This is a genomic window from Streptomyces sp. NPDC005402, assembly GCF_040606575.1.
Classification (GTDB): Bacteria; Actinomycetota; Actinomycetes; order Streptomycetales; family Streptomycetaceae; genus Streptomyces.
The window spans coordinates 50,311-76,256 of sequence record NZ_JBEXFB010000016.1; the positions used below are offsets into that span (position 1 = coordinate 50,311).

Consider the following 25,946-nt stretch of genomic DNA (forward strand, 5'->3'; position numbering starts at 1 on the left):
CGCCGACCATACTCCAGCCCGTAGGCTTCGGGGAGTCGCGCGAAGGAGGCAAAGAGGTGCCGGTGGAGATCACCTGGTGGGGCCACGCCACCTGTACGGTCACGGATTCGGACGTACGTGTGCTCACCGACCCTCTGTTCACCCGTCGGCTCGCGCATCTGCGCCGGCGCCGCGGGGCGGTGCCCCCGCCGGACGCCAGGCGGGCGGATGTGGTCCTCGTCTCCCATCTGCACGCCGACCATCTGCACGTTCCCTCGCTGGCCCGGCTGGAGCCGGGCACGCGCCTGCTCGTGCCCCGGGGCGCACCACGCCAGGTGCCGGGGCTGCGCCGGCTGACCCATCTGCGGGTGGAGGAGGTGGCGCCCGGCGACGAGCGGCGCGTCGGCGACCTTCTGATACGCGCGGTGCCCGCGTGGCACGACGGGCGGCGGCTGCCGCTCGGGCCGCACCGCTCCCCCGCGCTCGGTTACGTCGTCGAGGGCTCGGCGCGGACGTACTTCGCCGGGGACACCGGCCTGTTCGACGACATGGCCAAGGAGGTCGGCCCGGTCGACGTGGCGCTGTTGCCGGTCGGCGGGTGGGGGCCGTATCTCGGGGAGGGGCACCTCGACGCGGGGCGTGCGGCCCAGGCGTTGGCGCGGCTGGGGCCGCGCAGTGCGGTGCCGGTGCACTATGGGACGTACTGGCCGATCGGGATGGACTCGGTGCGGCCGCACGAGTTCCACGCTCCGGGCGCGGAGTTCGTGCGGCTGGCGGCTCGGTTCGCGCCCGAGGTGGACGTGCACCGGCTGGAGCACGGGGAGAGCGTGCGGCTGGAGGTCACGCCGTGACCTGGCTCGCGGCCGCCACCACGGGGGCGACACCCGGTGCCGCCGGGCAGGCGATCGGGTATCCGACGCTGTTCCTGCTGGTGTTCCTGGGGGCGTTGGTGCCCGTGATACCCACGGGGGCGCTGGTGAGCTCGGCGGCCGTGGTGGCCTTTCACCAGACCGCGCCCCTGTCCCTGCTGTACGTGTTCGTCACGGCCTCCCTCGCCGCGTTCCTCGGGGACATCGCCCTGTACTGGCTGGGGCGGCGCGGGATGAAGTCGAAGAACGGCTCGCGGTGGCTGGAGGCCCTTCGGTCCCGGGCGCCGGAGGAGCGGCTCTCCCAGGCGCAGGGGAAGCTGGCCGACCACGGGGTGGCCGTCCTCGTGCTGTCCCGGCTCGTGCCGGCGGGGCGGATTCCGGTGATGCTGGCCTGCCTGATGGCCGAGTGGCCGTTGCGGCGGTTCGTGCGGGGGAATCTGCCGGCCTGTCTGGCCTGGGCCGTGACGTACCAGCTGATCGGGATTCTGGGCGGGTCGCTGTTCAAGGAGCCCTGGGAGGGCGTGCTGGCGGCGGTCGCGCTGACCGTGGCGATCAGCGCGGCGCCGACGGTGTGGAAGCGGGTGCGCTCCTGAGAGCGCCCCTCAGGGGTACTCCAGGACGCGTGAGCCTCCGATCGGCAGGTCCCACAGGTCCTCGCGTGCCAGACCCGCCTTCTCCCAGGCCTCCCGCACCCTCGTCAGAGGTTCCAGCACCGGCTCCGCCGACAGCACGAACGTCGCCCAGTGCATGGGGGCCATGCGGCGGGCGCCCAGGTCCTGGGCGGCTCGCACCGCCTCCTCCGGATCGCAGTGGACGTCGCTGAGCCACCAGCGGGGGTCGTAGGCGCCGATGGGCAGGAGGGCGAGGTCGATGCCGGGGTAGCGGTGGCCGATGCGGGAGAACCAGTGGCCGTAGCCCGTGTCGCCGGCGAAGTAGACGCGTTGGCCGTCCCGGGCCGTGAGGACCCAGCCGCCCCACAGGGTGCGGCAGGTGTCGGTGAGGGAGCGCTTGGACCAGTGGTGGGCGGGGACGAAGTCGAAGCGGACGCCGTCCAGTTCGGCCGCCTCCCACCAGTCGAGTTCGGTCACCGCGGTGAAGCGGCGGCGGTGGAACCAGCGGGCGAGGCCGGCCGGGACGAAGACCGGGGTGTCGCGTGGCAGGCGGCGCAGGGTCGGGGCGTCCAGGTGGTCGTAGTGGTTGTGGCTGATGACGACCGCGTCGACGCGCGGCACAGCGTCCCAGTCGATGCCGACCGGCGTGATGCGGGCCGGGGTGCCGAGGATGCGACGGGACCACACCGGGTCGGTCAGGATCGTCAGGCCGCCGATCCGGACCACCCAACTGGCGTGTCCCGCCCAGGAGACGGCGACCGTGCTGGCGTCGACGGCGGGGAGCGGGCCGGGCGCGTAGGGCAGCTTCGGGATGTCGGCGAGGCCCTCGGGTCCTGGCCGTACCGCGCCCTCGCGGGCGAAGCGGGCCATTGCCTTCAGGCCGGGCAGCGGGGCGGTCAGACGGTCGTGGAAGGACTTCGGCCACACTCTGCGCTCCCCCAGCGGGCGGGGTTCGGCGAGTGGCGGGGACGGCGGCGCGAAGGAGGAGGGGGCCAAGGGCTCGTCGACCACTCGCATGCTTGTGGTCGACTCGGACTGCTGCGTCATCGAGGAGGCTCCCATCGCTGAGCGTCGTCGCGGAGGTCGTCGAAGACCGACTCCAGGGTGTTCAACGCGCGTTGCAGTTGTGGCAGTTCCAACGGCGCGGGTGAGGTGAGGCATTCCGCGCGTTCCTCGTCCGAGCCGCCGAGCAGTGGCCCTGTGGACAGCCGTACGCGCAGTGCGCCGAGGTCGTCGCCGAAGCGGTGGCCGCCGGGTGCGGGCATGCCGAGCCGGGCGGTGAGGAAGTCCTCCAGGTCCTGGGCGTCGCCGACGCCCCGCGCGGTGAGCGCGGGGCGCAGGGGGCCGAGGTCGACGTAGAGATGGCGTCCGGCCCGCGGGGGCCGGCAGAGCGCGCCCGCGCCGACGACCACGGAGTGCGCGGCTGCGGCCACGCGCGCGTGGAGGTGTCCTACGGCGGTGCGGCGGGCGGTGACCGGTTCGGGTTCGGTGAGGGCGTGGGTGGCGGCCGCGGCGACGGGGGCGGCGATGTGGGCGCCCAGGGCGGTCAGGACGTCGAGCACGCGGGCGCGCAGACCGTCGCCGCCGCCGTTCGCCGGGAAGCGGGCGAAGGCGGCCGGCCAGCCGGCCGGGAGCAGGCTGCCGGCCAGGTCGGTGACGACGGTGACCCGGTCGGGCAGCATCTCGGCGGGGCTGAGCAGGACCGTCTCGTGCGGGGCGTGCACGGTGTCGCGCCAGGTCTCGTCGCTGACCAGGTGCAGGCCCTCCCCCGCGGCGGCCTCGACGGTCTCGTGCAGCAGCTCGGGCGGGGCGACGGTGGCGGTGGGGTCGTCGGCGACGGACAGCACCAGCAGCCGTGGGTCACCGCCCTCGGCGCGCACCCGGCGCACGGTCTCCAGGAGGGCGTACGGGTCGGGGACTCCGCCGCACTCGGCCGGCGTCGCCACGTGGAAGACGGGTCGGCCCAACAGGCGTGCGTACGGCGCCCACCAGGCGGCACAGGGGCGGGGCACCAGGACGTCGCCGCCGAGCGCGGCGGTCAGGGCGACCAGGAGGGCGGGGGCGCCGGGCGCGGCGGCCACGTGGTCGGGTTCGGCGGGCAGGCCGCGCCGGGCCGCGTAAGCGCCGGCGGCCTCCAGGAGCGGGTGGCCGCCGCCGACCGGTTCGGCGCGGGGGCGGGCGGCCGCGGCGGCGAGGACGGCGGTGAGTTCGGGCAGTACGGGCAGTCCGTCGTCGGGCGGCGGAGGGCCGTAGCGGACGGGGCCGTGGCCCTCCGGGTCGGTCCGCATGGTCACCTCCGTAAGGCGCTGTCCGGTGGCTCGTCCGGTCCGCCGTCTCGTCTCCTCGCGCCTGGCGCGTTCCTTGCGTTCCTCGCGCTCCGAGTACCCACGGTGCCGCCTGTCCATGGGCGGGGCGCGGGTTGCGCCTGTCACACGGACCTGAGGTTTCGATCTCAGGTGTCCGTCGCGGGAGCTTTGCGGCGCAGTCGGTACACGGCGCCCGCGGCGGCGCCCGCGATCAGCACACCGCCGGCGACCAGGGCGGGCACGGAGTCGGTGAAGGAGCCGCCCTGACCGGCGTGGACGGGGCGCTGGACGGCGGCGGGGGCGCAGCTCTCGGTGCGCGGCTCGGTGCGCGGCTGGGTGCGCGGTTCGGTGTCCGGCTCGGTCCGTGGCTCGGTGCGCGGCTCGGTCCATGGCTCGGTGTGCGGCTCGGTGCACGGTCGGTGGCTGCTGTCGGCGGTGGCGGTGCCGCGGGTGACGGTGAAGGTGGCGCTCCAGGCCTTGCCCGGTGCGCGGTCAGCGGTCGGGCAGGTGCCGTCGACGGTCCACGCGGAGTCCGGGCCGACTCCTCCGGCACCGTCCTGGAGTTCCTGGTCGGCGGCGATGCGCACGGTGCCGCTGTAGGCGGGTCCGGAGACCTTGTCGTCGTTGCCGGGCACCAGTTGCAGCCGCACGGTCTGCGACTCGAAGGCCTCCGAGGTGGCGTCGACGGTGGCGGGCGGCGTCCCGGTGGCGGGGTCGCAGGAGACGGACACGGTGACACTGCCGCCCGGCTGGACGCTGGTGGGGCTGACCTCCGCGGCCGGTTCCGCGAAGGCGCTCGGCGCGGCGGCGCCCAGGGTGATGCCGAGCGCGGGGAGGACGACGGACAGGGCCCGGAGACGGGCGGTGCGGCGCATGGGGTGGACTCCTTCGGCCGACGGCTGCGGGGCCCGTCGTCGGGCGTCGGGGTCACGACGACTGGACCGGGGGCACGACGGTCGCACCCACGGTCATCACAGCCCGGCCCTCCCCGTCCCGCGCGCGGCCGGAGGCCATTGGCGGGACGGGGAGGGCCGAGTGGGTGACGCCGGGCGCCGAAGGCGTCGTTCCGCCGGCGCGCTCCCGTCAGCCGGCGGCGTCGCGCATGATCTGCTCGCGCATCCGTCCGCAGCAGCGGCTGATCAGCCGGGACACGTGCATCTGGGAGATACCCAGCTGTTCGGCGATCCGGCTCTGGGTCATGTCGCCGAAGAAGCGCATGTAGAGGATGGCGCGCTCCCGCTCGGGCAGGGCGGCCAGCCGGGGCTTGACGGACTCCCGGTCGACGACCGTGTCCAGTGCCGGATCGGCCGAGCCGAGGGCGTCGGCGAGCGAGTAGCCGTCCTGACTGCCGGGCAGTTCGGCGTCGAGGGAGAGGGCGGTGAAGCTCTCCAGGGCCCCGAGGCCCACCAGCACGTCGTCCTCGCTCATGTTCGCGTGCTCGGCGATCTCGGCGACGGTGGGCCTGCGTCCCGGGATGGTCTGGGCGAGGTCCTGGGAGGCGAAGCGGACGCGGTTGCGCAGGTCCTGGACCCGGCGGGGCACGTGCAGGGTCCACATGTGGTCGCGGAAGTGCCGCTTGATCTCGCCGGTGATGGTGGGGACGGCGTAGCTCTCGAAGGCGTTGCCGCGGGCGGGGTCGTAGCGGTCGACGGCCTTGACCAGGCCGAGGGCGGCGACCTGGCGCAGGTCGTCGAAGCTCTCGCCGCGGCTGCGGAAGCGTCCGGCGAGGCGGTCGGCCATGGGCAGCCAGGCCTCCACGACCTGTCCGCGCAGGCTGTCGCGCTCGGGTCCCGGGGGCAGCTCGGCGAGCCTGCGGAAGGCTTCGGCCGTGTCGGGTGCGTCGTCGTGCGGGTGGTGCTTCGCGCTCACTGGAGTGGGCATCTGCGTCGCAACTCCCTAGATCGTGCTCTGGGGTGGACGGTCGGCGTGGGGAGCGCGTCCGCGTGCGGGCAGGCGCGGCCGTGGCGGCCGATCGCCGCTCCCACGGACGTGCCTCCGGTCCGAAGCACTGTGAGTGCGCCTGCCCCCGGCCCTCCGGGCCAAACACCGGGGCAGGTTTTCCGGCGCCCCGCAGGGTGACTCGTAAGCCTGCCTGTCCATCCATGTCCGGGAGGTCAGCCCATGAGCACCAAGGTGTCCGATCACATCCTCGAGAGGCTGCGCGACTGGGGGGTGGACCATGTCTTCGGCTATCCGGGCGACGGCATCAACGGCCTGCTGGCGGCCTGGGGACGGGCCGAGAACCAGCCACGGTTCGTGCAGTCGCGGCACGAGGAGATGTCCGCGTTCGAGGCGGTCGGTTACGCCAAGTTCAGCGGCCGTATCGGAGTGTGCGCGGCGACCTCGGGGCCCGGTGCGATCCACCTGCTCAACGGGCTGTACGACGCCAAGCTGGACCATGTGCCGGTGCTGGCGATCGTCGGCCAGACGCACCGCACCGCGATGGGCGGGTCGTACCAGCAGGAGGTGGACCTGCACACCCTGTTCAAGGACGTCGCCTCGGAGTTCGTGGAGACGGTGACGGTCCCCGAGCAGCTGCCGAACGTCCTGGACCGGGCGATCCGCACCGCGTACGCCCGCCGCTGCCCCACGGCGATCATCATCCCGGGCGACGTCCAGGAGCTCGACTACTCGGCGCCCACGCACGAGTTCAAGATGGTGCCCTCCAGCCTGGACCGCAGCGCCTGGACGGCGGTGCCCTCCCAGGAGTCGCTGGAGCGGGCCGCGGAGATCCTCAACTCCGGTGCGAAGCCCGCGATCCTGATCGGTCAGGGCGCGGCCGGGGCACGGGCCGAGGTGGAGCGGATCGCCGAACTGCTCGGCGCGGGCGTCGCCAAGGCACTGCTCGGCAAGGACGCGCTGAGCGACGAACTCCCGTACGTCACCGGCTCGATCGGCCTGCTGGGCACCCGCCCGTCGTACGAACTCATGCGGGACTGCGACACCCTGCTGACCATCGGCTCGTCGTTCCCGTACACGCAGTTCCTGCCGGAGTTCGGCAAGGCGCGGGGCGTGCAGATCGACATCGACCCGCACATGATCGGCATGCGCTACCCGTACGAGGTGAACCTCGTCGGTGACGCGAAGGCGACGCTCCAGCGGCTGATCCCGATGCTGGACGTGGAGCGCGACGGGCGCGAGTGGTACGACACGGTGTGCGGCAACGTCACGCGCTGGCGCGAGGTGATGGAGCGGCGGGCGCAGCAGTCCGCCGACCCGATCAACCCCGAATACGTGGCCCACGCCCTCGACCCGCTGCTGCCCGACAACGCGATCGTCACCTCGGACTCCGGGTCCACCGCCAACTGGTACGCCCGGCACCTGACCATGCGACCCGGTATGCGGTCGTCGCTGTCCGGCACGCTGGCGACGATGGGCCCCGGGGTGCCGTACGCCATCGGTGCGAAGTTCGCGCATCCGGACCGGCCGGCGATCGCTCTGGTCGGGGACGGGGCGATGCAGATGAACGGCATGGCCGAGCTGATCACCGCGGCCAAGTACCGCGACCTGTGGGAAGATCCGCGGCTGATCGTCGCCATCTGGAACAACCATGACCTCAACCAGGTCACCTGGGAGATGCGGGCCATGGAGGGCGCCCCGTCCTTCCTGCCCTCGCAGCAGCTGCCGGACGTGCAGTACGCCGCGTTCGCCCGCTCCCTCGGTCTGACCGGGATCCGGGTGGAGAAGCCGGAGGACGTCGAGGCGGCCTGGCGGGCCGGTCTTCAGGCGGACGGGCCGGCGGTCCTGGAGTTCCTCACCGACCCCGCCGTACCGCCGATCCCGCCGCACGCCACCTGGGAGCAGATGGAGGCGACGGCCGCGTCCGTCCTCAAGGGCGACGCGGACGCGGCGTCCATGGTGAAGCAGGGTTTCAAGGCGAAGGTGCAGGAGTTCCTGCCGGGGCGGGAGAAGTAGCCGCCGGGAGGGCGGCCGGTTCGTGCCGGTCGCCCTTCGGCCCGGGGAGCAGCAGTTCCTCGTACCGGCCGAGCGCGAGCACCGCGCCGAGCATGAGGATCGGTATGAGCGCGGCGAGGACGACCATCGCCATGTCCTTCCCAAGGGAGGTGCGCGGGGGGTGCGGACCGGGTCTCCCGACTTCGGTCCGGCAAACCCCGTGTCGGCCTCCGGCGCACGGGTACGCGGTGCGGACCCGAAGATCTGGAGCGAGAAATGCAGCGAGGCAGCGACCGGCTGAGCCGCCACCGCGACGACGAGATGAAGCACGAACTCCAGGGTCTGCTCCGCTCCGGGCATCCCACCCGGAGCGAGGAGTGGAACGACCCGGAGCCGACCGCCGACGACGATCCGCAGGTCTGGGGCGGACCCGTGACGCCGGGCAGCGACGGGGCGTCGCTGGAGACCGTCCGACTGGAGCTGGCCCGCCTCCTGGGCCGCAGCTCGTTCCCCGCCACTCCCGTGGAGCTGGTGCGGGTGCTGCGCCGCAAGAACGGCCCCGACGCCCTCACCGAGGCGGTGGAGCGACTGCCGCGCAAGGACACCTACGCCAACGTCCAGGAGCTCGCGCGGGCGCTGACCCGGACGGAGGGCACCCCGTGACGGCGGACCTCGTGCGGGACGTGATGACGCCCGGTGTGGTGGCCGTCCGCCCGGACGCCTCGCTGGTCGAGGCGGCGCGGCTGATGCGCGCGCAGGACATCGGCGATGTCGTCGTGGCCGACGGTCAGCGCGTGGTGGGGCTGCTCACCGACCGGGACATCACGGTCCGGGCCGTCGCCGACGGGGCCGATCCGCTGACGGTGAGCGCCCAGTCGGTGTGCACGCCGGATCCGCTGACGGTGGCCCCCGGCGACCCGGTGACGCAGGCGGTCGCGCTGATGCGGGCCCATGCCGTACGGCGGCTGCCGGTCGTCGAGGACGGCCTGCCCGTCGGCATGGTGAGCCTCGGGGACATAGCCGAGGCCCGGGATCCGGGGTCGGCGCTCGCCGACATCAGCCGCGCGGAACCCGATGTGGAGCCCGCGAGCGACGGACACGACCTGATATGAGCCGGGATCCCCGGCACCGGGACGCACCGGCAGGAAGTTTTCCAGGAAAGGACGTTGAATCATCATGCGCATCGCGTTTCTGACCGCGCCCGAGGGCGTCGAGCAGATCGAGCTCACCGATCCGTGGCAGGCGGCGGTGGACGCGGGGCACGAGCCCGTGCTCGTCTCGACGGAGCCCGGCAAGATCCAGGCGTTCAACCATCTCGACAAGGCGGACACCTTCCCCGTGCAGGAGGTCGTGGGCGAGACGTCCGCGGACTCCTTCGGCGCCCTGGTGCTGCCCGGCGGAGTGGCCAACCCGGACTTCCTGCGGATGGACGAGAAGGCGGTGGCGTTCGTACGGGACTTCTTCACCCAGGGGCGCCCGGTGGCCGCGATCTGCCACGCGCCGTGGACGCTCGTGGAGGCGGACGTGGTGCGGGGCCGGGTGCTCACCTCCTGGCCGAGCCTTGAGACGGACATCCGCAACGCGGGCGGCACCTGGGTGGACGAGCAGGTGAAGGTCTGCGACCACGGGAACAACAAGCTGGTCACCAGCCGCAAGCCGGACGACCTCAAGGCGTTCTGCGAGACGTTCCTAGACGTGTTCGCGAAGGAAGCCGCTTAGGCGGCCCCGGGCACGTCACCGGTGGCCTGCTGATCGTGTGATCGGCAGGTCACCGTCTGCTGCGGTACATGGGTTCCCCCCGGTCAGTCCAGCGACGGGGTGGCCGACTCCCCCGGCTTGCGGTCACGCGCGCCCTCACGTGTGCGGCCCGCGGCCACCGTCCGGCGCGGGTTGCGGCGCAGATACTCGCCCTCGAGCCGGGCCATGCGCTCGTTGTGGGCACTGAGGGCGTCGTTCGAGCCGTGGAGCAGCGTTTCGTGCCGGGTGCGATGGATCGTCTCCAGCTCTTTCATGAGCTGGTGGTCGTCCAACTGGCTGGGGTCGACTCCGGTCATGGTGGTGTCCCGCTCGTCGTGTTCGTTCATGTGCTTCGGGTACCCGCCCCGCAAGCATTACCGCACTGCCCCCGAGCGGCATCCGGGAGGGAACCATGGATCTCGCTTTCCTGCATCCACTCTACGAACATCCGGGCCCCTGGGCCTCCGTGTACGTCGACGCCCCTCGCCCCACGGAGGACACGTCCCACGAGCGGCATCTCGCGGCGGTCGCGGTCGCCCGCGAGCTGTCCACGCAGGGGGCCGACGAGGAGACCTGTGTGGCTGTGCGGGAGGCGCTGGAGGAACTGCGGCAATCGTCCGAACCGCACGGCCGGGCCGTCTTCGCACGGGCCGGCGAGGTCGTCCTGGACCCGGCACTGACCAGGTCCCCCGAGGGCAGTCTGGTCCGCTGGGCCCCGCTGCCGCACACCGCGCCCCTCCTTGAGCTGGCCGGCGATGACCCGGTGTGCGTGGTGGCGTACGTCGACCGCAAGGGCGCCGACTTCGAGCTGCGCGGGGCGCTGGGCCGCAAGGGCGCCGGGTCGGTCACCGGCAGGCAGTGGCCCGTCCACCGGACCAGCAGCGCGGACTGGTCGGAGCGGCACTTCCAGCTGCGGGTGGAGAACACCTGGGAGCACAACGCGGCGGAGATCGCCGACGCGCTCGCCGTCTGCCAGGAGGAGACCGGCGCCGACCTGCTGATCCTGGTCGGTGACGACCGGGAGAAGCGGTCGGTGCACGAGCGGCTGCCCAAGCGGCTGTACGGGCGGGTCGTGGAGGCCGAGCACGGCGCCGGGAGCCGGCTGCTCGACGAGGACGTGGAGCGGGCCCGCGGCGAGCACGTACGCCAACGCGCGGAGCAGGAGCTGGAACGGTTCCTCGCGGCCCGCGCGCCGGGCGACGACGGCCGTCCGGGGGCCGTGGAAGGCGTTCCCGCGCTGGTCGAGGCCGCGCGCGAGCACCGTATCGACGAACTTCTGATCCGCCCGGACGGGCCGGACGCGCACCGCGTCGTGTGGGTCGGCGAGGACCCGGACCAGCTGGCGGTCCGCCGCACGGATCTGAAGATCCTCGGTGAACAGAACTCCTGGTCGGTCCGGGCGGACGACGCGCTGATCAGGTCGGTGGTGGCGACCGGCGCTCCGGCGCTCTCGGTGACAGCGGCGGCCGAGGAGGCCCCGGTGGGCGGCCTGGGCGCCCTGCTGCGCTGGGCCTGAGAGGCTTCGGACGGGCCCGGTGACCGGCGGTCACCGGGCCCGTTCCACGCGTCGTTCGTCCCACACCGGCTCCGGCGTCTCGCGCACCCGCCCGTCCGAGCCGAAGACCAGGAACCGGTCGAAGGACCGCGCGAACCAGCGGTCGTGGGTGACCGCGAGGACCGTGCCGTCGAAGGCCTCCAGCCCCTCCTGGAGGGCCTCCGCGCTCTCCAGGTCGAGGTTGTCCGTGGGCTCGTCCAGAAGCAGCGCGGTGACGCCCTGGAGCTCCAGCAGGAGGATCTGGAAGCGGGCCTGCTGGCCGCCGGAGAGCCGGTCGAAGCCCTGCTCGGCCGGACCGGTCAGTTCGTAGCGGCGCAGCCGGGACATCGCGGCGCCCCGGTCCTGGGCGTGCTCCTTCCAGAGGATGTCGAGAAGGGTGCGGCCGAAGAGTTCGGGGTGGGCGTGCGTCTGCGCGAAGTGGCCGGGCACGACCCGCGCCCCGAGCTTCCACTGCCCCGTGTGCGCCACGGTGGCGTCCCCCGCGAGCAGCCGCAGGAAGTGGGACTTGCCGGAGCCGTTGGAGCCGAGGACGGCGACGCGTTCGCCGTAGAAGACCTCCAGGTCGAAGGGCTTCATCAGGCCGGTCAGCTCGAGTTGCGTGCAGGTGACGGCCCTTACGCCGGTGCGGCCGCCCTTGAGCCGCATGGTGATGTCCTGCTCGCGCGGCGGCTCGGGCGGCGGCCCGGCCTCCTCGAACTTGCGCAGGCGGGTCTGGGCGGCCTGGTAGCGGGACGCCAGCTCATGGCTGATGCTGGCCGCCTGCCGGAGGTTCAGCACCAGCTTCTTGAGCTGCGCGTGCTTCTCGTCCCAGCGTCGGCGCAACTCCTCGAAACGCGCGAAGCGTTCGCGCCGCGCCTCGTGGTAGGTGGCGAAACCGCCGCCGTGCACCCAGGCGTCCGCTCCGGCGGGCGAGGGTTCCACGGAGACGATCCTCTCGGCGGCCCGCGAGAGCAGTTCCCGGTCGTGGGAGACGAAGAGAACCGTCTTGCGGGTCTCCTTCAGCCGCTCCTCCAGCCAGCGCTTGCCGGGCACGTCGAGGTAGTTGTCCGGCTCGTCGAGCAGCAGCACCTCGTCCGTGCCGCGCAGCAGCGCCTCCAGCACGAGCCGCTTCTGCTCGCCGCCGGACAGGGTCCGCACCTGCCGGAACTGCGCCTTGTCGTACGGCACCCCGAGCGCGGCCATGGTGCACATGTCCCAGAGCGTCTCGGACTCGTACCCGCGCACCTCGGCCCAGTCGGACAGGGCCTGCGCGTACTTCAGCTGGGCGGCCTCGTTGTCGACGGTCATGATCAGGTGCTCGGCCTTGTCGACGGCCTCCGCCGCCTCCCGGATCCGGGGCGGCGCGACCGACACGAGCAGATCCCGTACGGTCGTCTCGTCCCGTACGGACCCCACGAACTGGCGCATCACGCCCAGGCCGCCACTCACCGTGACCGTCCCGCCGTGCGGTTTCAGCTCACCGGAGATCAGCCGCAGCAGGGTCGTCTTCCCGGCCCCGTTGGGCCCGACCAGGGCCACGACGGCCCCTTCCCCCACCCGGAACGACACATCGCCGAGCAGCGCCCTCCCGTCGGGGAGGTAGTACTCGAGATGTGCGGCTTCCAGATGTCCCATGGGGCGCATTGTCGACGGGAGAGCAGGACCTGGGCAAACGCATATCGCCCCCTGCGGCGCGGGGACCTGCGCGACAAACCATGGGTACGGCCCGCAGGTCCATTACTGATCACCCGTCAGTCCACATGGCAATACGGGGGTCTCACCATGCGACATGCGGGCGTACGGTTCTGCGTACCGAGGGACGTGTCGAAAAGGGGAGCCCAGTCATGTCGACATCGCAGGGGACACCGCGGGAGAAGCCGCAGGAGACCGCCGTCTACACGCACGGCCACCACGAGTCCGTGCTGCGCTCGCACACCTGGCGCACCGCCGCCAACTCGGCGGCGTACCTGCTCGGTTCACTGAAGCCCCACATGAAAATCCTGGACATCGGCTGCGGGCCGGGCACCATCACCGCCGACCTCGCGGCCCTGGTCCCGGACGGCCAGGTCACCGGCGTCGACCACGCGCCCGGCATCCTGGACCAGGCCCGCGCCACGGCCGCCGCACGCGGCCTGACCAACGTCGACTTCGCGGTCGCCGACGTGCACGCGCTCGACTTCCCGGACGACACCTTCTGCGTGGTCCACGCCCACCAGGTGCTCCAGCACGTCGGAGACCCGGTGCAGGCACTGCGCGAGATGAGGCGGGTCACCAGACCGGGCGGCTTCATCGCGGTGCGCGACTCGGACTACGCGGCCATGACCTGGTACCCGGCGTCCGCCGGGCTGGACGACTGGCTGGACCTGTACCGCCGGGTGGCCCGGGCCAACGGCGGTGAGCCGGACGCCGGCCGGCGGCTGAAGTCCTGGGCGCTGCGGGCGGGCCTGACGGACATCACCGCGACCTCCGGCACCTGGACCTATTCCACCGCCGAGGAGCGGGAGTGGTGGAGCGGGCTGTGGGCGGACCGCACGCTGGCCTCGGCGTACGCGGAGCGGGCCACCGAGGGCGGCCACTCCACCGTGGAGGGGCTGCGGGACGTCTCAGAAGCCTGGCGGGAGTGGGGCAGACAGGACGACGGGTGGTTCTGTGTGCTGCACGGAGAAATTCTGTGCCGAAAAGGCGCCTGAATCTTCATTTTCGGGACACTCGAACAGCAGGAGGTTCAGATCATGGTTGCCCTTCTGCTGGTACTGCTTCTGGTGTTGATTCTGTTCGGCGCCGGATTCGCGGTGAAGATTCTCTGGTGGATCGCACTGGCCGTGCTGGTGCTATGGCTCCTGGGGTTCCTGGTGCGCGGAACGACAGCGGGCGGAAGCAGGGGTCGTTGGTACAGGTGGTGAGTTCCTCTGACGTCGCCCCGGGGGGACGTCACTCCCGGGGAAGCAGCGGTCCGAGCGGCCCGAGGTCCAGGTTCAGGTCCTCGGGCCGCAGTCCGTACCGCTCGCGCAGTTCGGTCATGCGGTCGTCGAGGAGCATGAGGGTGAGCCCGATCCGCTCCTCCTGCTCCTCGTTCAGGTCACCCTCGTCGAACCGGCGCAGCGCCTGGCGCTCCATGAGCTGCCGCAGCAGCTCCACGACGGTCAGGACGAGCTTGACCAGGTCGCGCTCGACCGTGTCGGGCTCCAGGTCCAGCCGTTTGCGTCGGGCCGTCACAGCAACTCCTCGAAAGGTGAGGGAACTTGCGCGTTGACCGAGCTGATCAGCGCGTTCAGGTCGATGCGGACGAGGTCGACGTCCGCGATGCGCAGGGTGATGTCCCCCGTGATGACGACCCCGCCGGCCAGCAGCCGGTCGAGCAGGTCGACGAGGGCCACCTCGCGGCGTTCGATGACGGTCACGGCTGTTGTTCCTCCCCCGCGAAGGAATAGGCCGCCCAGGGCCCTGTGAGTTCCACTCGCATTCCCGGGACGTCATCCTTGGTGCGGTCCACCATTTCCACGAATTCCTCGGAATCACCGCGCGGCACCAGATAGGCGGCATTCAGAATGTTCTGCCCGGAGGCGCCGGAAAGCGTGGGGTTCTGCGGGGCGTGCAGCCGCGCGTCCTCGGCGTATCCGGAAAGCGTTTCGTGCAGCCGGGTCGCGAAGGCCTCCGCCTGCTGCCACATCTCCTCGCGGGAACGTACCCGCTGGCGCCGCTGCCGCAGATAGTCCCGGCCCGAGACCGGCTTCTCCGGCGCCTCGGCGGGCTCCGCGGGGGCCGGGGCCGCGGTCTCGGCGTACACCTTGACGCCCCACTCCACCCGGTCCTGAAGCCGGTCGAGGGTGCGTCGGAAGCCTTCCTCGCGTTCCTCGATCATCACCCGGACCCCGCTGTCGTCCCGGAAGACGGTGCCGAGCCGCAGCGGCAGCGGGGTGGTGACCACGGTGAGCGCGTCGATGACACTCTGGTGCGCGCGCACCGTCCCGGTCAGCCACTCCAGGTCCTCCAGATGCCTGCGGAGCGGCTCTTCGGCGAAGTCCCGCTCCGGCACATGGCTGACGACGGCCACCAGACCGTGGTGGTGCAGCAGTCTGGGCGGGTCACCGGCCACCCCGGCCAGTTGGGCCTGCAACGGGGTGCCGAAGGGGCGGCAGACGGCGTACACGTACCGCAGTCCGGTCATGAACTCTCCTCCTCGGCACGGCGGCTGGGCTCCAGCTCCTCCAGCCGCGCGAGCCGCTCACGCAACTCGTTGTTCTCCCGGGCGAGTTCGTCACGGCGGGCGCGGGAGGACAACGCCGGGTCGTCCTCCCACCAGTCGATCCCCATCTCCTTGGCCTTGTCGACCGAGGCGACGATGAGCCGCAGTTTGATGGTGAGCAGCTCGATGTCGAGAAGATTGATGCGGATGTCTCCCGCGATGACGATGCCTTTGTCCAGCACACGCTCCAGGATGTCGGCCAGGTTGGCTCCGCTCCCCTGACCGTAGGGATCCGGAAGCCGGCTGGGCATGCTCATCGTCGGCTCCCGCCCTCGGCGGGCTCGTATTCCTCTTCCTCTTCCTCAGGCTCGTCTTCCTCGTCCGCGGGTGCCTCGTCCTCGGAAGCCTCGTCCTCGGCTTCCTCCTCGGGCTCCTCCTCGTCGTACTCCTCGTACTCGTCCTCGGGCTCGCCCTCTTCCTCGGGCTCCTCCTCGGTCTCGTCCTCGGCGTACGGACCGTCCTGCTCGTCCTCTTCCTCGGCGTCCTCGGCGTCCTCGTTGTCCTCGGACCCCTCGGCCTCTTCCTCCTCCGCCACCGCGTCCTCGTGGCTCTTGACGACCTCGCCGTCCTGGATCTCGCCGCGCCAGCCGTCCTCCGCCTCGCCCTTGAGCGTGATGAAGCGGGCGAAGTGCTTGAGGTCCAGCCGGGCCCGGCGGCCCTGGGCGCGCCAGATGTTGCCGGTCTTCTCGAACAGGCCCTGGGGGTAGTACTCGATCACCAGCAGGACACGGGTGAGCTTGTCGGCGAGCTTGTGGAAGGAGACGACGCCCTTGGTCGTGCCCTTGGCGCCCTCCGACGTCCACTGGATCCGTTCGTCCGGGACCTGTTCTGTGGTGGTCGCCTTCCAGCCGCGGTTGGACCAGAAGATCTTCGCCTGCCAGTCGCTGTGGGTGTCGTCGGCGCGGTTCGCGCTCTTGACGCCCTTCGCGAAGGTGGAGAAGTCCTGGTACTGCGTCCACTGGTCGTAGGCCGTGCGCAGATCCACTCCGACATCGATGAACTCGATGATCACCGTGGGCTTCTGGCCTACGCCGCCCTTCTTCTTGCCCTTGCCGCCGCCGAGGTTCTTGAAGGCGCCGACCACGCTGTCCTTGGCCTTGCCCGCTCCGAGCTCCAGCGCACTGCGCAGCGGCCCCTTGCCCTCGGCGAGCTTCTTGCCGCCGTCGAGGGCGAGCTTGGCGAAGCCCGGGCTGTTGCCCTCGGCGATGTCGTTCAGCTTGCCGGTGGTCTCGCCCAGCTTGCGGCCGACGCCGACCAGCATGCGCTGGGCCTGTGCGGAGACGTACTCCTGCAGCTCCTCCTTGAGCCGGTCGGCGGCCTCGCTGTGGGCCACGTCGGTGAGCGGGTTCTTCTTCGCCTTGTCGGTGGCGGATCCGAGCGTCTCGGTCATCACTCACCGCCTCCCTTCGGCTGCCGGGCGCGGGTGCTCCGGCCGGCGCCCCTGGCCGCGGTCGCCTTCTTGGCGGCCGTCTTCCTCGCCGTGGTCTTCTTGGCCGCGGTCTTCTTGCCGGCCGTGCGGCCCTGGCTCTGCGCCGCCTTCTTGGCGGGCGGTTTCCGGCCCGGCTCCTTCTTCGCGGCCGTCTTCTTGGCCGGGGCCTTCTTCGCGGTCTTCTTCGCCGCGGCCGGAGCCTCGTCCTGCTCGTCCTCGTCCTCGTCGTCCTCTTCCGAGGCCTCGGCGTCGTCGCCCTCTTCCTCGTCCGAAGCCTCGGCGTCCTCTTCCTCGTCCTCGTCCGAGGGCTCCTCGTCGGCCTCGGCCTCCGGGGTCCCAGTCCCCTCTTCCTCGGACTCCTCGTCCCCTTCGGGCTCGTCGTCCTCGTCGTCGGAGAGCCCCGGCACCTCCGGGGCCACGCCCGAGAGCTGGTCGCGGACCTGGGCGGTACGGCCGTGCAGCCGGTCGGCGATCGCGTCGATCTGCCGCTCCACCATGGCACCGGAGGCCGCCTTGCCGACGCCTCGCAGGTCCTCGCGGAGCGTGTCGCCTATCTCCTTGAACTGCGGGTTCTTCAGCAGTTGCTGGGAGACCAGGTCGGCCAGCGCCTTCGGGCTGAGGTGCATCCGCTTGCCGGCCACGAGCGTGCCGACGGCGAACGCCATTTTCAGCTTCTTCGTACGTCCTAGGAGATATCCGGCCCCTACGGCGAGGCCCAGTCCTGTTCGGTTCATCGTGTCGTCCCGTCGCCAGTCCCCGCGCCGCCGCGCAGGCCGATCTCCAGTCGTTCGAGGAGCTCGTCCTCCTGTCGGTCGAATTCCTCCTCATCGATCTCGCCCGCCTCGAGCCGCTCCTCGAGCCGGGCGAGTTCGGCCCGGACCGTCGCCGGGTCGTAGTAGAGGCGCTCGGCTTCGTGCAGCACCTGTCTGATCACCCAACCGCTGCCGCGCACCGGGGCGAACGGCAGCAGCAGCACCTCTCCGATGAGACCCACGACCGCCTCACTCCTCCGCGTGATCGATGCCGACCGTGGTGCCCGCGGGTTCGGCCGGGCCCGGGTCGACGAAGCTGTACGGCGGCAGCGGGCCGTTGACCCGCAGGTCGAGGTGCGGATGGGCCCTGCGGAGCTCGTCCACCGCCTCCAGGAAGGACGCTGCCGAGTCGCGCTCCACGAGGAAGGACACGTTGGCCAGCCAGCCCGAGGACTCCGGGCCCACGCTGATCGCGTCGGCGACCGGTTCCAGGGCGCGCTGCACCTCGCCGGCGTCCTCGGCCTCGCGGGCCTTGACCGCGGCCACGACCATCTCACCGAGCCTGAGGCGGTCGTCGTAACTGCCGCCGCCCGCCTGCCGGTTGGCCTCGGTCATGGCGCGGACCTCCGGGTTGTCGGACATCACCCGGTGCAGTACGGCCTCTTCGTCGTGCGTGGCCTTGACGTTGTACTCGACCTTGCCGTCGAGGGTTTGCAGGCGCTCCTTGTAGTGGTCGGAGCGTTCCGCGAGCACCCCGGTGACGGTGCCGTCGTCGGGGGCCACGCTGCCGAACCGCATGGGCAGGATGCAGCCGTCCGCGCCCGCCTCGCTCAGCACGTTCTGGTGGGCGAGGAGGTCACGGCGCTTGGGCCGCAGCCCTTCGGGGGCGTCACTGACGATGGCCGCCAGGTCGCCCTCCGTCAGCACCCGCACCGGCATGGGGGGCTCGCCGACACCTACCAGCTCCTCGGGCAGCGTGGGGTGGGAGGCGGCGGTGATGCCGTACACGTACGTGCTCACTCCTGTTCCTCCTTCCTGCGCGATGCCGTGGACTTGCGGGCACGCGGCCGGGACTCGCTCTGTCCGTCGCCCTCACGCGCCTGCTTGAAGGCGTCGGAGATGGTCTCCGCGGCGCCGGACAACGCGCCCTTGGACTTGCCGCGGGCACCGGACTCGGTCATCTCGCCGACCAGATCGGGCAGGCCGGGGTTCTTGCGCGGGCCGGCCTCCAGGTCCAGCCGGTTGCACGCTTCGGCGAAGCGCAGATACGTATCGACGCTGGCCACCACGACCCGTACGTCGATCTTCAGGATTTCGATGCCGACCAGGGAGACCCGTACGAACGCGTCGATGACGAGACCCCTGTCGAGGACCAGTTCCAGAACGTCGTAGAGGCCGCTGGAGCCGCCTCCGCCACCGCCCTGTTGTGCCGGGACAACGGTCATGTCGACCGCGCCTCCTTCTCTGTGTGCTGGGGAACGAATGTCTGTGCGGCGGGACGGTCTACCGGCCGCCCTGCCTTTGTGCGTCCGAGCGCCCGCGTTCGTAACGGCGAACGCGCCGATAGCCGGTGAGCTGGCCTTCCGGGTCGAGTTCGACCTGGTAGCTCGCCATCAGGCTCATCGTGTCGGGCACGCGGGACAGCTCGAGGACCTCGATCTCGAGCGACCAGCCGTCCTCCGTCTGTTCGAAGGACGACACGTTCTCGGCGTCCATGCCGGTCAGCTCGGCAAGCTGGGTGCGCGCGTTGCGCAGCACCTCCATGGGCTTCGGCCGCCGGTTCTCCGCCACGTTCTCTTCCGTGTCCTCTTCTGTCCCTTTGCGGGAGTTCCGTGAATTCGGTGATTCGGATGAGTTATTTGTGTTCGACATGGCACCTCTCACCTCGGGTGGCCGCTCGTTCCTTCGCCAAACCTTCAAGAGGGCATCAAGGCGTTCAACCTGCGCCGGGCGGGACCGAGGGCGCGCCCCTTGGCCATGACCCCGGCCCAGGGATTGGTGCGGGCCTGTTCGACCGCGTCGGCGATGGTCCAGCGGCGGGCGTCCAGGCCCGGATCGTCGAGCTGGGTCCAGGCCATCGGGGTGGCCACGGGAGCCCCGGGTTTCGCACGTACGGTGAAGGGGGCGACGGCGGTCTGCGCGTAGCCGTTGCGCTGTACGTCGAGGTAGAGGCGGTCGCCGCGGTCCTTCTTGCGGGCCGCGGTGGTGAGCCGGTCGGGGTGGCCGGCGACCAGGGTGTCGGCGACGTCCCTGGCGAACTGGCGGACCTCGTCGAAGTCGTGTCGGCCGTTGAGGGGCACGATCACATGCAGCCCGCGTGAGCCGGTGGTCATCAGCGCCGAGGGCAGTTTCAGCTCGTCGAGCAGTTCCCCGAGCAGCCAGGCCGCCTCGTGCACCGCCGCGAACTCGTCGTCACCTGCCGGGTCGAGGTCGAAGACCATCCGGTCGGGCCGCTCGACGCTCCCGGCCCGGGACAGCCAGCGGTGCACGGTGATCGAGGCCTGGTCGGCGAGGTACAGGAGGGTGGCGGTGTCGTCACAGACGGTGTGGCGGACGGTGCCGCCCTCCTTCGGCACCTCGACCCGGCTGATCCACTCCGGGTAGGAGTCCGGGGTGTTCTTCTGCATGAACCGGGGGCCGGTGACACCGTCCGGATGCCGTTCCAGCATCAGGGGACGGCCCCTCAGGTGCGGCAGCATGAAGGGCGCGACGGACCGGTAGTAGTCGACGAGATCGCCCTTGGTGTACTCCTTGGCGCCGTCGCCGCCGGGGAAGAGCACCTTGTCCGGCCGGTGCACCTCTACGGTGCGCTTGCCCGCGCGTACGGTCCGTACGTCGTCCCCGGTCACGGCACGATCGCCTGCTCCACCAGCAGCCGTCCGGCGGCCGCGATCGACTCGGCGTCGATGCCCGCGGCGTGCAGCGACTCCTCGGGCGAGGCCGAGCCCGGCATCGTACGGACGGCGAGGCGCACCAGGCGCGGTACGGGCCGGCCGTCGGTGAAGGCGTCGAGGACGGCGTCGCCGAGCCCGCCCTCCTCACGGTGGTCCTCCACGGTCAGCAGGCAGCCGGTGTCCTCGGCGGCCTGGCGCAGGGTGTCCCGGTCGACGGGCTTGACCGAGTACAGGTCGAGGACCCTGACCCGGATGCCCTCCCGGTCCAGCGCTTCGGCGGCCTTGAGCGCCTCGTGCACGGTGACACCCGCGGCGACGATCGTCATCCGGTCGCTCTGGGAGAAGCGCAGCAGCTTGCTGCCGCCGATCGGGAACTCCTCGTCGGGGCCGTAGATCACCGGGCTCTCGCCGCGGCCCGTGCGCAGATAGCGGATGCCCTCCAGGCCGGCCATCTCGGCGACCAGGCGGGCGGTCTGGTTGGCGTCGCACGGGTACAGCACGGTCGAGCCGTGGATCGCCCGCATCATCGCCAGGTCCTCCAGGCCCATCTGGCTGGGCCCGTCCTGCCCGATGGCGACGCCCGCGTGCGAGCCGACGAGGTTGAGGCCGGCCCCGCTGATGGAGGCCATCCGCACGAAGTCGTGGGCACGGGTGAGGAAGGCCGCGAAGGTTCCGGCGTACGGCACCCAGCCGCGCGCGGCGAGTCCCACGGCGGCCGCGACCATCTGCTGCTCGGCGATGTAGCACTCGAAGTAGCGGTCGGCGTGTTCCTTGGCGAAGAACTCGGTACGGGTCGAGTCGCCGACCTCTCCGTCCAGGGCGACGACGTCAGCGCGTCCGCTGCCGAGGGCGGCGAGGGCCTGCCCGTAAGCGTCGCGGGTGGCCACTTCCGCACCGGTGTCCCAGCGGGGCAGTTCGAGGTGCCCGGCACGGACGGCGTGCAGGATGCGGGCGGCCGGCGGCTCCTGCACCTGGACCCGGAGGTCGCGTACGCCGCCGAGCTCCTCGATGGCGTCGTCGGCGTTCTTGAGCGGCTTGCCGTGCAGTCCCTCGCGGTCCTCGATGTCGGCGACGCCCTTGCCCTTGAGGGTGCGGGCGAGGATCGCGGTGGGCTGGCCCTTGGTGGACTCGGCCTCGCCGTACGCGCGGTCGATGGCGTCCACGTCGTGCCCGTCGACCTCGACGGTGTGCCAGCCGAAGGCCTGGAAGCGGCGGGCGTAGGCGTCGAGGTCGTGGCCGTGCCGGGTGGGGCCGCGCTGGCCGAGCCGGTTGACGTCCACGATCGCGGTGAGGTTGTCGAGGTGCTCGTGGCCCGCGTGCTCGGCGGCCTCCCAGATCGAGCCCTCGGCGAGCTCGCTGTCGCCGCACAGCACCCACACGCGGTAGCCGATGCGCTCCAGCCGCTTCCCGGACAGCGCGATGCCGACGCCCACGGGCAGCCCCTGGCCCAGCGATCCGGTCGCCGTCTCGACCCAGGGCAGCTTGCGCGGCGTCGGGTGTCCTTCGAGACGGCTGCCGAGCTTGCGGAAGGTCAGCAGCTCCTCGTCGTCCACGACACCGGCCGCCTTGTACGCGGAGTACAGCAGCGGCGAGGCGTGGCCCTTGGACAGCACGAAGCGGTCGTTGCCGGGGTGCGCGGGGCGGTCGACGTCGTAGCGGAAGTGGTTCGCGAGGAGTACGGCCATCAGGTCAGCGGCGGACATCGAGGAGGTCGGGTGCCCGGAGCCCGCGGCGGCCGAGGCGCGCACACTGTCCACACGCAACTGCTGGGCGAGTTCGACGAGTTCACCGGTGTTCATGAGTCTCCTTCTCCTGGGTCCGCGTCGGTGCGCTTGACGGGGCCGGGGGTTCGTCCCGGCTCACCGCCCGGTTGGTTCCTGGCGGGTTCACCGCCGGGTCGGTTCCTGACGGGCTCGGAAGGGGGTTGCCTCCTCTGCTCCGGCGTCTGGAACTCGGACGACTCCGGCGCAGGCGAGTCCTGCCCGGGCGAGGCCGCCTCGCGCGCCTTCGCCTCGGCGATCACCGCCTCACCCGCACTCGCCACGGCGGCCGGCTCGCCCGGTTCAGGCGAGTCGTCCCGTTCCCCACGCCCGCTCGCCCCCCGCCCCGGCCCGGTGTCCTCCTCAGTCGCCGCCCCGGGCCCTGAGCGCGCGTCGGCGTCCTGGCGGGCCTGGGGCCGCCCGGGGAACCGCGCCAGTTCCGGTGAAGCCGTGTCCAGGGGTACCGACCAGGACCGTACGAGGCCCAACTGGACGGCCTGGCGCGGGAGTACGGCGTCCAGCAGCCAGTCGGCGGCGACCCGGACGCGGTTGCCCGGCATCGCCGCGAGGTGGTAGCCGCGGGTGACGGCACCGGCCGCGAGGCCGGACAGCGGGACGCCCAACGGGTTGGCCGCGGCCTTCGCTCCGCCGAGGTCCACGACGAACCCCAGGTCCCGGTGTTCGTAGGGGCGGCGCACACCGGCTCCCAGCGAGGCGGCGACGTTGAGGGCCGCCGTACGGCCCTGCCGCCAGGCGTGCTGCGCCGTCATCGGCGTGTACTGCCCGGGGTTCTCCAGATCGGGCACCGCTGCCGCGTCACCGCACGCGAACACCTCGGGCCGTCCCGGTACTTGCAGGTTCGGGTCGACGAGCAGCCGGCCCCGCTCCATGGGCAGTCCGAGCGATTCGGCGAGCGGATCGGGCCGTACGCCCACGCACCACACCAGTGACCGCGTCTCGACGAACTCGCCGTCGGTCAGCAGCACTCCGTCCCGGGTGGCCTCCTTCACGGAGGTGCCCATCCGCACCTCCACGCCCCGTTCCCGGAGCGTGCGGTCGGCGGTGCGGGACAGATGCGGGTCGAGCTCGGGCAGGACCCGCTCCGCGACGTCGAGGAGGAGCCAGCGCGGCCGCATCCCCTTGCGCAGCGGGTGCTTGCGCACCTGCGCGTCGGTGAACAGCTGCCCGTGCGCGGCGACCTCGGTGCCCGTGTAGCCCGCGCCGACCACGACGAAGGTGCACCGGGCGGCGCAGGTCGCGGGATCGTCGGCGGCCGCGGCGAGCTCCACCTGCCGGGTCACGTGGTCCCGCAGGTACAGCGCCTCGGGCAGGCCCCGGAAGCCGTGCGCGTGCTCGGCGACGCCGGGGATGGGCAGCAGTTTGTTGACGCTTCCGGCGGCCAGTACCAGCCGGTCGTAGCCGATTGTGCCGCCGGTGCCTTCGGGGTCGGTGTAGTGGACGGTGCGTCCGTCCAGGTCGATGCCGTCGGCCTCGCCGAGCACCAGCCGCACCTCGGGCAGGGTGTCGGACAGGGAGACGGTCACCCGTCGGGGTTCCAGGATCCCGGCGGCGACCTGGGGCAGCAGGGGCAGGTACAGGAAGTAGTCGGTCGGGTTGAGCAGGGTGATGTCGGCCTTGCCGCGGGCTTTTCGGGACAGTTCCTTGGCCGTCCGGTACCCGGCGAAGCCGGCACCGACGATCACGATGCGGGGTCGACTCACGGTTCGCCTCCGGGGCTGTCGCGTACCTCGGGAGCCTTCCGCGTCCCCCTGGCCAGGGCGCCCAAACGCCGGTTTCCGTACGGGCCGCCGGGTACTCGGGCAAGGCCCCTCTCATCACGGAACCGCCGGAGGTACCCCCCATGCCCGAATACGGCTATTTCCTGTCGTGCGAGGAGTTCGGTCCCGCCGACCTCGTCGAACAGGCGCGCATGGCCGAGCAGGCGGGCTTCAGCTCGCTGTGGATCTCCGATCACTACCACCCGTGGAACGACGCGCAGGGCCAGAGCCCCTTCGTGTGGTCGGTGATCGGCGCACTGTCGGAGGCGGTGTCCCTGCCGATCGAGACGGCCGTGACCTGCCCGACCGTGCGGATCCACCCGGCGGTGGTGGCGCAGGCCGCGGCGACCTCGGCCGTGATGACGAACGGCCGTTTCCGCCTCGGCGTCGGCTCCGGCGAGGCCCTCAACGAGCACGTCCTCGGCCATGTCTGGCCGCCCGCGCACATCCGCCTGGAGATGCTGGAGGAGTCGATCCAGGTGATGCGCCGCCTCTTCACGGGCGAGGAGGTCAACCACCACGGCACGCACTACACGGTCGAGAACGCCCGCCTCTACACGGTCCCCGACGAGCCCGTCCCCATCGACATCTCCGGCTTCGGCCCGGCGGCCACGGCGCTCGCGTCCCGGGTCGGCGACGGCTTCATCACGATGATGCCCGACGAGTCGATGGTGGAGCAGTTCCGCAAGGGCGGCGGCGCCGGCAAGCCGGTCATCGGCGGGACGAAGGTCTGCTACGGCCTCGACCGCGACGAGTGCGTCCGTACGGTCCGCAAGCTGTGGTTCAACCAGTTCCTGCCCGGCGAGATGGCCCAGATCCTGCCCTCGCCGCGCCACTTCGAACAGCTGGAGCCGCTGGTCACCGAGGAGATGGTGCGCGAGAAGGCGGTGTGCGGGGACGACGTCGAAGAGCACGTCTCCGCGCTGAGCGCGTTCGCCGACGCGGGCTTCGACCGGGTCTACGTCAACCAGATCGGCCCCGACCAGCGCGGCTTCTTCGACTTCTACCGTACGAAGGTGCTGCCCCAGCTCCAGCAGGGGTGAGCGATGAGACTCCACCGCCCGGTCGTCTCGGTGTACACGGTGCCGACCGACGCTCCCGAGGCCGACGGCACGCTCGCCTGGGACACCACGACCATGGTGATCGCCGAGGTGACGACCGGCGAGGAGACCGGCACGGGCTGGACCTACGGCCCGGCCGCGATCGGTGACGTCCTCACCGAGCAGTTCGGACCGCTGGTGGAGGGCCGCAGCCCGCTGGACATCCCGGCGCTGCACGACGCGATGTGCCGTTCGGTCCGCAACGCGGGCCGTCCGGGCATCGCGGCGTGCGCGATCTCGGCGCTCGACATCGCCCTGTGGGACCTCAAGGCCCGCATCCTGGAACTCCCGTTGGCGCGCCTGCTCGGCGTCGCCCACGAACGCGTTCCCGTCTACGGCAGCGGCGGCTTCACGACGTACCACGACACGCATCTGGCCGCGCAGCTCAACGGCTGGGTGCACGGTCAGGGCATCCCCCGCGTCAAGGTGAAGATCGGCGAGAGCTGGGGGCGGGCGGTCCCCCGCGACCTGTCCCGGGTCCGCACTGCCCGTGAAGTCATCGGCCCCGACGCCGAGTTGTACGTCGACGCGAACGGCGCGTACACCCGCAAGCAGGCGATCCGGGTGGGCAGCGCCCTGGTCGAGCAGGGCGTCGGCTGGTTCGAGGAACCGGTGTCCTCGGACGACCTGACGGGCCTGCGCCTGGTCCGCGACGCGCTCGTCTGTGACGTCACGGCCGGTGAGTACGGCTACGACCTCCCGTACTTCGCCCGCATGATCGCGGCCGGCGCCGTGGACTGCCTCCAGGTGGACGCGACCCGCTGCGGAGGCATCACGGAGTTCCTCCGCGCGGCGGCGCTGGCCCAGTCCCACGGCCTGGAGATCTCCACCCACTGCGCCCCGCACGCGCATGCCGCGGCGGCCGCCGCGATCCCCAACATCCGTCACATGGAGTGGTTCCACGACCATGTCCGCATCGAGGACATGTTCTTCGACGGGGCACTGGATCCGACGGGAGGCACGGTCCGCCCGGTGGCGGGGGTGGGTCACGGGCTGACGTTGCGGACGGAGGAGGTGGAGGAGTACCGGGTGGCCTGAACCCCGGTGCCCCGCTGCT

Annotated in this window: 30 protein-coding genes; 11 read left to right on the forward strand and 19 right to left on the reverse strand. The window is 71.5% G+C overall.

The window, feature by feature from the left end; all coding sequences use genetic code 11:
* Positions 1–56: 56 nt before the first annotated feature.
* Complete coding sequence (locus ABZT02_RS28455) at positions 57–830, forward strand: MBL fold metallo-hydrolase (protein ID WP_356022198.1); 774 nt, start codon at positions 57–59, stop codon at positions 828–830.
* Positions 827–1,441 carry a VTT domain-containing protein gene (locus tag ABZT02_RS28460; RefSeq protein WP_356022200.1) on the forward strand — a complete coding sequence of 205 codons (615 nt, stop codon included), beginning with the start codon at positions 827–829 and terminating at the stop codon, positions 1,439–1,441. The genes ABZT02_RS28455 and ABZT02_RS28460 overlap by 4 nt, the downstream gene beginning before the upstream one ends.
* 9 nt (positions 1,442–1,450) lie before the next feature.
* Here ABZT02_RS28460 and ABZT02_RS28465 read toward each other — a convergent pair whose 3' ends face one another.
* The 4 genes from ABZT02_RS28465 to ABZT02_RS28480 form a co-directional block, all read right to left on the reverse strand.
* The gene (locus ABZT02_RS28465) at positions 1,451–2,506 is read right to left on the reverse strand and encodes an MBL fold metallo-hydrolase (RefSeq protein ID WP_356022203.1); all 1,056 of its coding nucleotides are present in this window, start codon (positions 2,504–2,506) and stop codon (positions 1,451–1,453) included.
* The gene (locus ABZT02_RS28470; RefSeq protein ID WP_356022205.1) at positions 2,503–3,747 is read right to left on the reverse strand and encodes an aminotransferase class I/II-fold pyridoxal phosphate-dependent enzyme; all 1,245 of its coding nucleotides are present in this window, start codon (positions 3,745–3,747) and stop codon (positions 2,503–2,505) included. Before ABZT02_RS28470 ends, ABZT02_RS28465 begins: the two co-directional genes overlap by 4 nt.
* A gap of 164 nt (positions 3,748–3,911) precedes the next feature.
* Entirely contained in the window at positions 3,912–4,640 is a 729-nt protein-coding gene (locus tag ABZT02_RS28475) for a hypothetical protein (protein ID WP_356022209.1), read from the reverse strand.
* Between the two features lie 208 nt (positions 4,641–4,848).
* Positions 4,849–5,646, reverse strand: coding sequence for an RNA polymerase sigma factor SigF (locus tag ABZT02_RS28480; protein ID WP_356022211.1), 798 nt, complete (start codon positions 5,644–5,646; stop codon positions 4,849–4,851).
* A gap of 240 nt (positions 5,647–5,886) precedes the next feature.
* On the opposite strand from ABZT02_RS28480, the gene ABZT02_RS28485 reads away from it, so the two are divergent.
* The 4 genes from ABZT02_RS28485 to ABZT02_RS28500 all read left to right on the forward strand — a co-directional run bounded on the left by ABZT02_RS28485 (position 5,887) and on the right by ABZT02_RS28500 (position 9,378).
* Complete coding sequence (locus ABZT02_RS28485) at positions 5,887–7,680, forward strand: thiamine pyrophosphate-requiring protein (protein WP_356022213.1); 1,794 nt, start codon at positions 5,887–5,889, stop codon at positions 7,678–7,680.
* 255 nt (positions 7,681–7,935) lie between these two features.
* Complete coding sequence (locus ABZT02_RS28490) at positions 7,936–8,322, forward strand: DUF2795 domain-containing protein (RefSeq protein WP_356022216.1); 387 nt, start codon at positions 7,936–7,938, stop codon at positions 8,320–8,322.
* A complete protein-coding gene (locus ABZT02_RS28495; protein ID WP_356022218.1) occupies positions 8,319–8,771 on the forward strand; it encodes a CBS domain-containing protein in 453 nt (150 codons plus the stop codon). The genes ABZT02_RS28490 and ABZT02_RS28495 overlap by 4 nt, the downstream gene beginning before the upstream one ends.
* Before the next feature lie 64 nt (positions 8,772–8,835).
* Entirely contained in the window at positions 8,836–9,378 is a 543-nt protein-coding gene (locus ABZT02_RS28500) for a type 1 glutamine amidotransferase domain-containing protein (protein ID WP_356022220.1), read from the forward strand.
* Between the two features lie 83 nt (positions 9,379–9,461).
* Here ABZT02_RS28500 and ABZT02_RS28505 read toward each other — a convergent pair whose 3' ends face one another.
* The gene (locus tag ABZT02_RS28505) at positions 9,462–9,743 is read right to left on the reverse strand and encodes a DUF6158 family protein (RefSeq protein ID WP_356022223.1); all 282 of its coding nucleotides are present in this window, start codon (positions 9,741–9,743) and stop codon (positions 9,462–9,464) included.
* Positions 9,744–9,808: 65 nt separating this feature from the next.
* Here ABZT02_RS28505 and ABZT02_RS28510 point away from each other — a divergent pair, with 65 nt between their 5' ends.
* Positions 9,809–10,912, forward strand: a complete 1,104-nt coding sequence (locus ABZT02_RS28510; RefSeq protein ID WP_356022225.1) for a Vms1/Ankzf1 family peptidyl-tRNA hydrolase — start codon at positions 9,809–9,811, stop codon at positions 10,910–10,912.
* A gap of 30 nt (positions 10,913–10,942) precedes the next feature.
* Here ABZT02_RS28510 and ABZT02_RS28515 read toward each other — a convergent pair whose 3' ends face one another.
* Positions 10,943–12,565 carry an ATP-binding cassette domain-containing protein gene (locus ABZT02_RS28515; protein ID WP_356022228.1) on the reverse strand — a complete coding sequence of 541 codons (1,623 nt, stop codon included), beginning with the start codon at positions 12,563–12,565 and terminating at the stop codon, positions 10,943–10,945.
* Positions 12,566–12,774: 209 nt separating this feature from the next.
* Here ABZT02_RS28515 and ABZT02_RS28520 point away from each other — a divergent pair, with 209 nt between their 5' ends.
* Positions 12,775–13,620 carry a class I SAM-dependent methyltransferase gene (locus tag ABZT02_RS28520; RefSeq protein WP_356022230.1) on the forward strand — a complete coding sequence of 282 codons (846 nt, stop codon included), beginning with the start codon at positions 12,775–12,777 and terminating at the stop codon, positions 13,618–13,620.
* A 42-nt stretch (positions 13,621–13,662) separates the two neighbouring features.
* Positions 13,663–13,833: a hydrophobic protein gene (locus tag ABZT02_RS28525; RefSeq protein WP_356022232.1), complete on the forward strand. Its 171-nt coding sequence runs from the start codon at positions 13,663–13,665 to the stop codon at positions 13,831–13,833.
* A 28-nt stretch (positions 13,834–13,861) separates the two neighbouring features.
* Here ABZT02_RS28525 and ABZT02_RS28530 read toward each other — a convergent pair whose 3' ends face one another.
* Genes ABZT02_RS28530 through ABZT02_RS28590 form a run of 13 tightly spaced genes read right to left on the reverse strand, consistent with a single transcriptional unit; the run spans position 13,862 to position 23,732 of the window.
* A complete protein-coding gene (locus ABZT02_RS28530) occupies positions 13,862–14,146 on the reverse strand; it encodes a gas vesicle protein K (protein ID WP_356022236.1) in 285 nt (94 codons plus the stop codon).
* Entirely contained in the window at positions 14,143–14,331 is a 189-nt protein-coding gene (locus tag ABZT02_RS28535; RefSeq protein WP_037706474.1) for a gas vesicle protein, read from the reverse strand. Before ABZT02_RS28535 ends, ABZT02_RS28530 begins: the two co-directional genes overlap by 4 nt.
* Positions 14,328–15,098, reverse strand: coding sequence for a GvpL/GvpF family gas vesicle protein (locus ABZT02_RS28540; protein ID WP_356022238.1), 771 nt, complete (start codon positions 15,096–15,098; stop codon positions 14,328–14,330). The genes ABZT02_RS28535 and ABZT02_RS28540 overlap by 4 nt, the downstream gene beginning before the upstream one ends.
* A complete protein-coding gene (locus ABZT02_RS28545; protein WP_356022240.1) occupies positions 15,095–15,433 on the reverse strand; it encodes a gas vesicle protein in 339 nt (112 codons plus the stop codon). Before ABZT02_RS28545 ends, ABZT02_RS28540 begins: the two co-directional genes overlap by 4 nt.
* The gene (locus ABZT02_RS28550) at positions 15,430–16,566 is read right to left on the reverse strand and encodes an SRPBCC family protein (protein ID WP_356022242.1); all 1,137 of its coding nucleotides are present in this window, start codon (positions 16,564–16,566) and stop codon (positions 15,430–15,432) included. Before ABZT02_RS28550 ends, ABZT02_RS28545 begins: the two co-directional genes overlap by 4 nt.
* Complete coding sequence (locus ABZT02_RS28555) at positions 16,566–17,339, reverse strand: DNA primase (protein ID WP_356022245.1); 774 nt, start codon at positions 17,337–17,339, stop codon at positions 16,566–16,568. Before ABZT02_RS28555 ends, ABZT02_RS28550 begins: the two co-directional genes overlap by 1 nt.
* On the reverse strand, positions 17,336–17,599 hold the full coding sequence (locus tag ABZT02_RS28560; protein ID WP_356022247.1) for a gas vesicle protein GvpG: 264 nt from the start codon (positions 17,597–17,599) through the stop codon (positions 17,336–17,338). The genes ABZT02_RS28555 and ABZT02_RS28560 overlap by 4 nt, the downstream gene beginning before the upstream one ends.
* A gap of 7 nt (positions 17,600–17,606) precedes the next feature.
* Entirely contained in the window at positions 17,607–18,377 is a 771-nt protein-coding gene (locus ABZT02_RS28565) for a GvpL/GvpF family gas vesicle protein (RefSeq protein ID WP_356022249.1), read from the reverse strand.
* Positions 18,374–18,802, reverse strand: a complete 429-nt coding sequence (locus ABZT02_RS28570) for a gas vesicle structural protein GvpA (protein ID WP_356022251.1) — start codon at positions 18,800–18,802, stop codon at positions 18,374–18,376. The genes ABZT02_RS28565 and ABZT02_RS28570 overlap by 4 nt, the downstream gene beginning before the upstream one ends.
* Before the next feature lie 58 nt (positions 18,803–18,860).
* Positions 18,861–19,229: a gas vesicle protein gene (locus ABZT02_RS28575; RefSeq protein WP_356022253.1), complete on the reverse strand. Its 369-nt coding sequence runs from the start codon at positions 19,227–19,229 to the stop codon at positions 18,861–18,863.
* 44 nt (positions 19,230–19,273) lie between these two features.
* Positions 19,274–20,206, reverse strand: coding sequence for a non-homologous end-joining DNA ligase (ligD, locus tag ABZT02_RS28580; protein ID WP_356022255.1), 933 nt, complete (start codon positions 20,204–20,206; stop codon positions 19,274–19,276).
* Positions 20,203–22,050: a transketolase gene (locus tag ABZT02_RS28585; RefSeq protein WP_356022257.1), complete on the reverse strand. Its 1,848-nt coding sequence runs from the start codon at positions 22,048–22,050 to the stop codon at positions 20,203–20,205. The genes ligD and ABZT02_RS28585 overlap by 4 nt, the downstream gene beginning before the upstream one ends.
* Positions 22,047–23,732: an FAD-dependent oxidoreductase gene (locus tag ABZT02_RS28590; RefSeq protein ID WP_356022260.1), complete on the reverse strand. Its 1,686-nt coding sequence runs from the start codon at positions 23,730–23,732 to the stop codon at positions 22,047–22,049. The genes ABZT02_RS28585 and ABZT02_RS28590 overlap by 4 nt, the downstream gene beginning before the upstream one ends.
* Positions 23,733–23,872: 140 nt before the next feature.
* Between ABZT02_RS28590 and ABZT02_RS28595 the strand changes: the two genes are divergently transcribed.
* Positions 23,873–24,832 carry an LLM class F420-dependent oxidoreductase gene (locus tag ABZT02_RS28595; RefSeq protein ID WP_356022263.1) on the forward strand — a complete coding sequence of 320 codons (960 nt, stop codon included), beginning with the start codon at positions 23,873–23,875 and terminating at the stop codon, positions 24,830–24,832.
* A 3-nt stretch (positions 24,833–24,835) separates the two neighbouring features.
* Positions 24,836–25,927 (forward strand): enolase C-terminal domain-like protein, encoded by a 1,092-nt coding sequence (locus ABZT02_RS28600; protein ID WP_356022265.1) that lies wholly within the window; start codon positions 24,836–24,838, stop codon positions 25,925–25,927.
* The last annotated feature ends 19 nt before the right edge of the window (positions 25,928–25,946 follow it).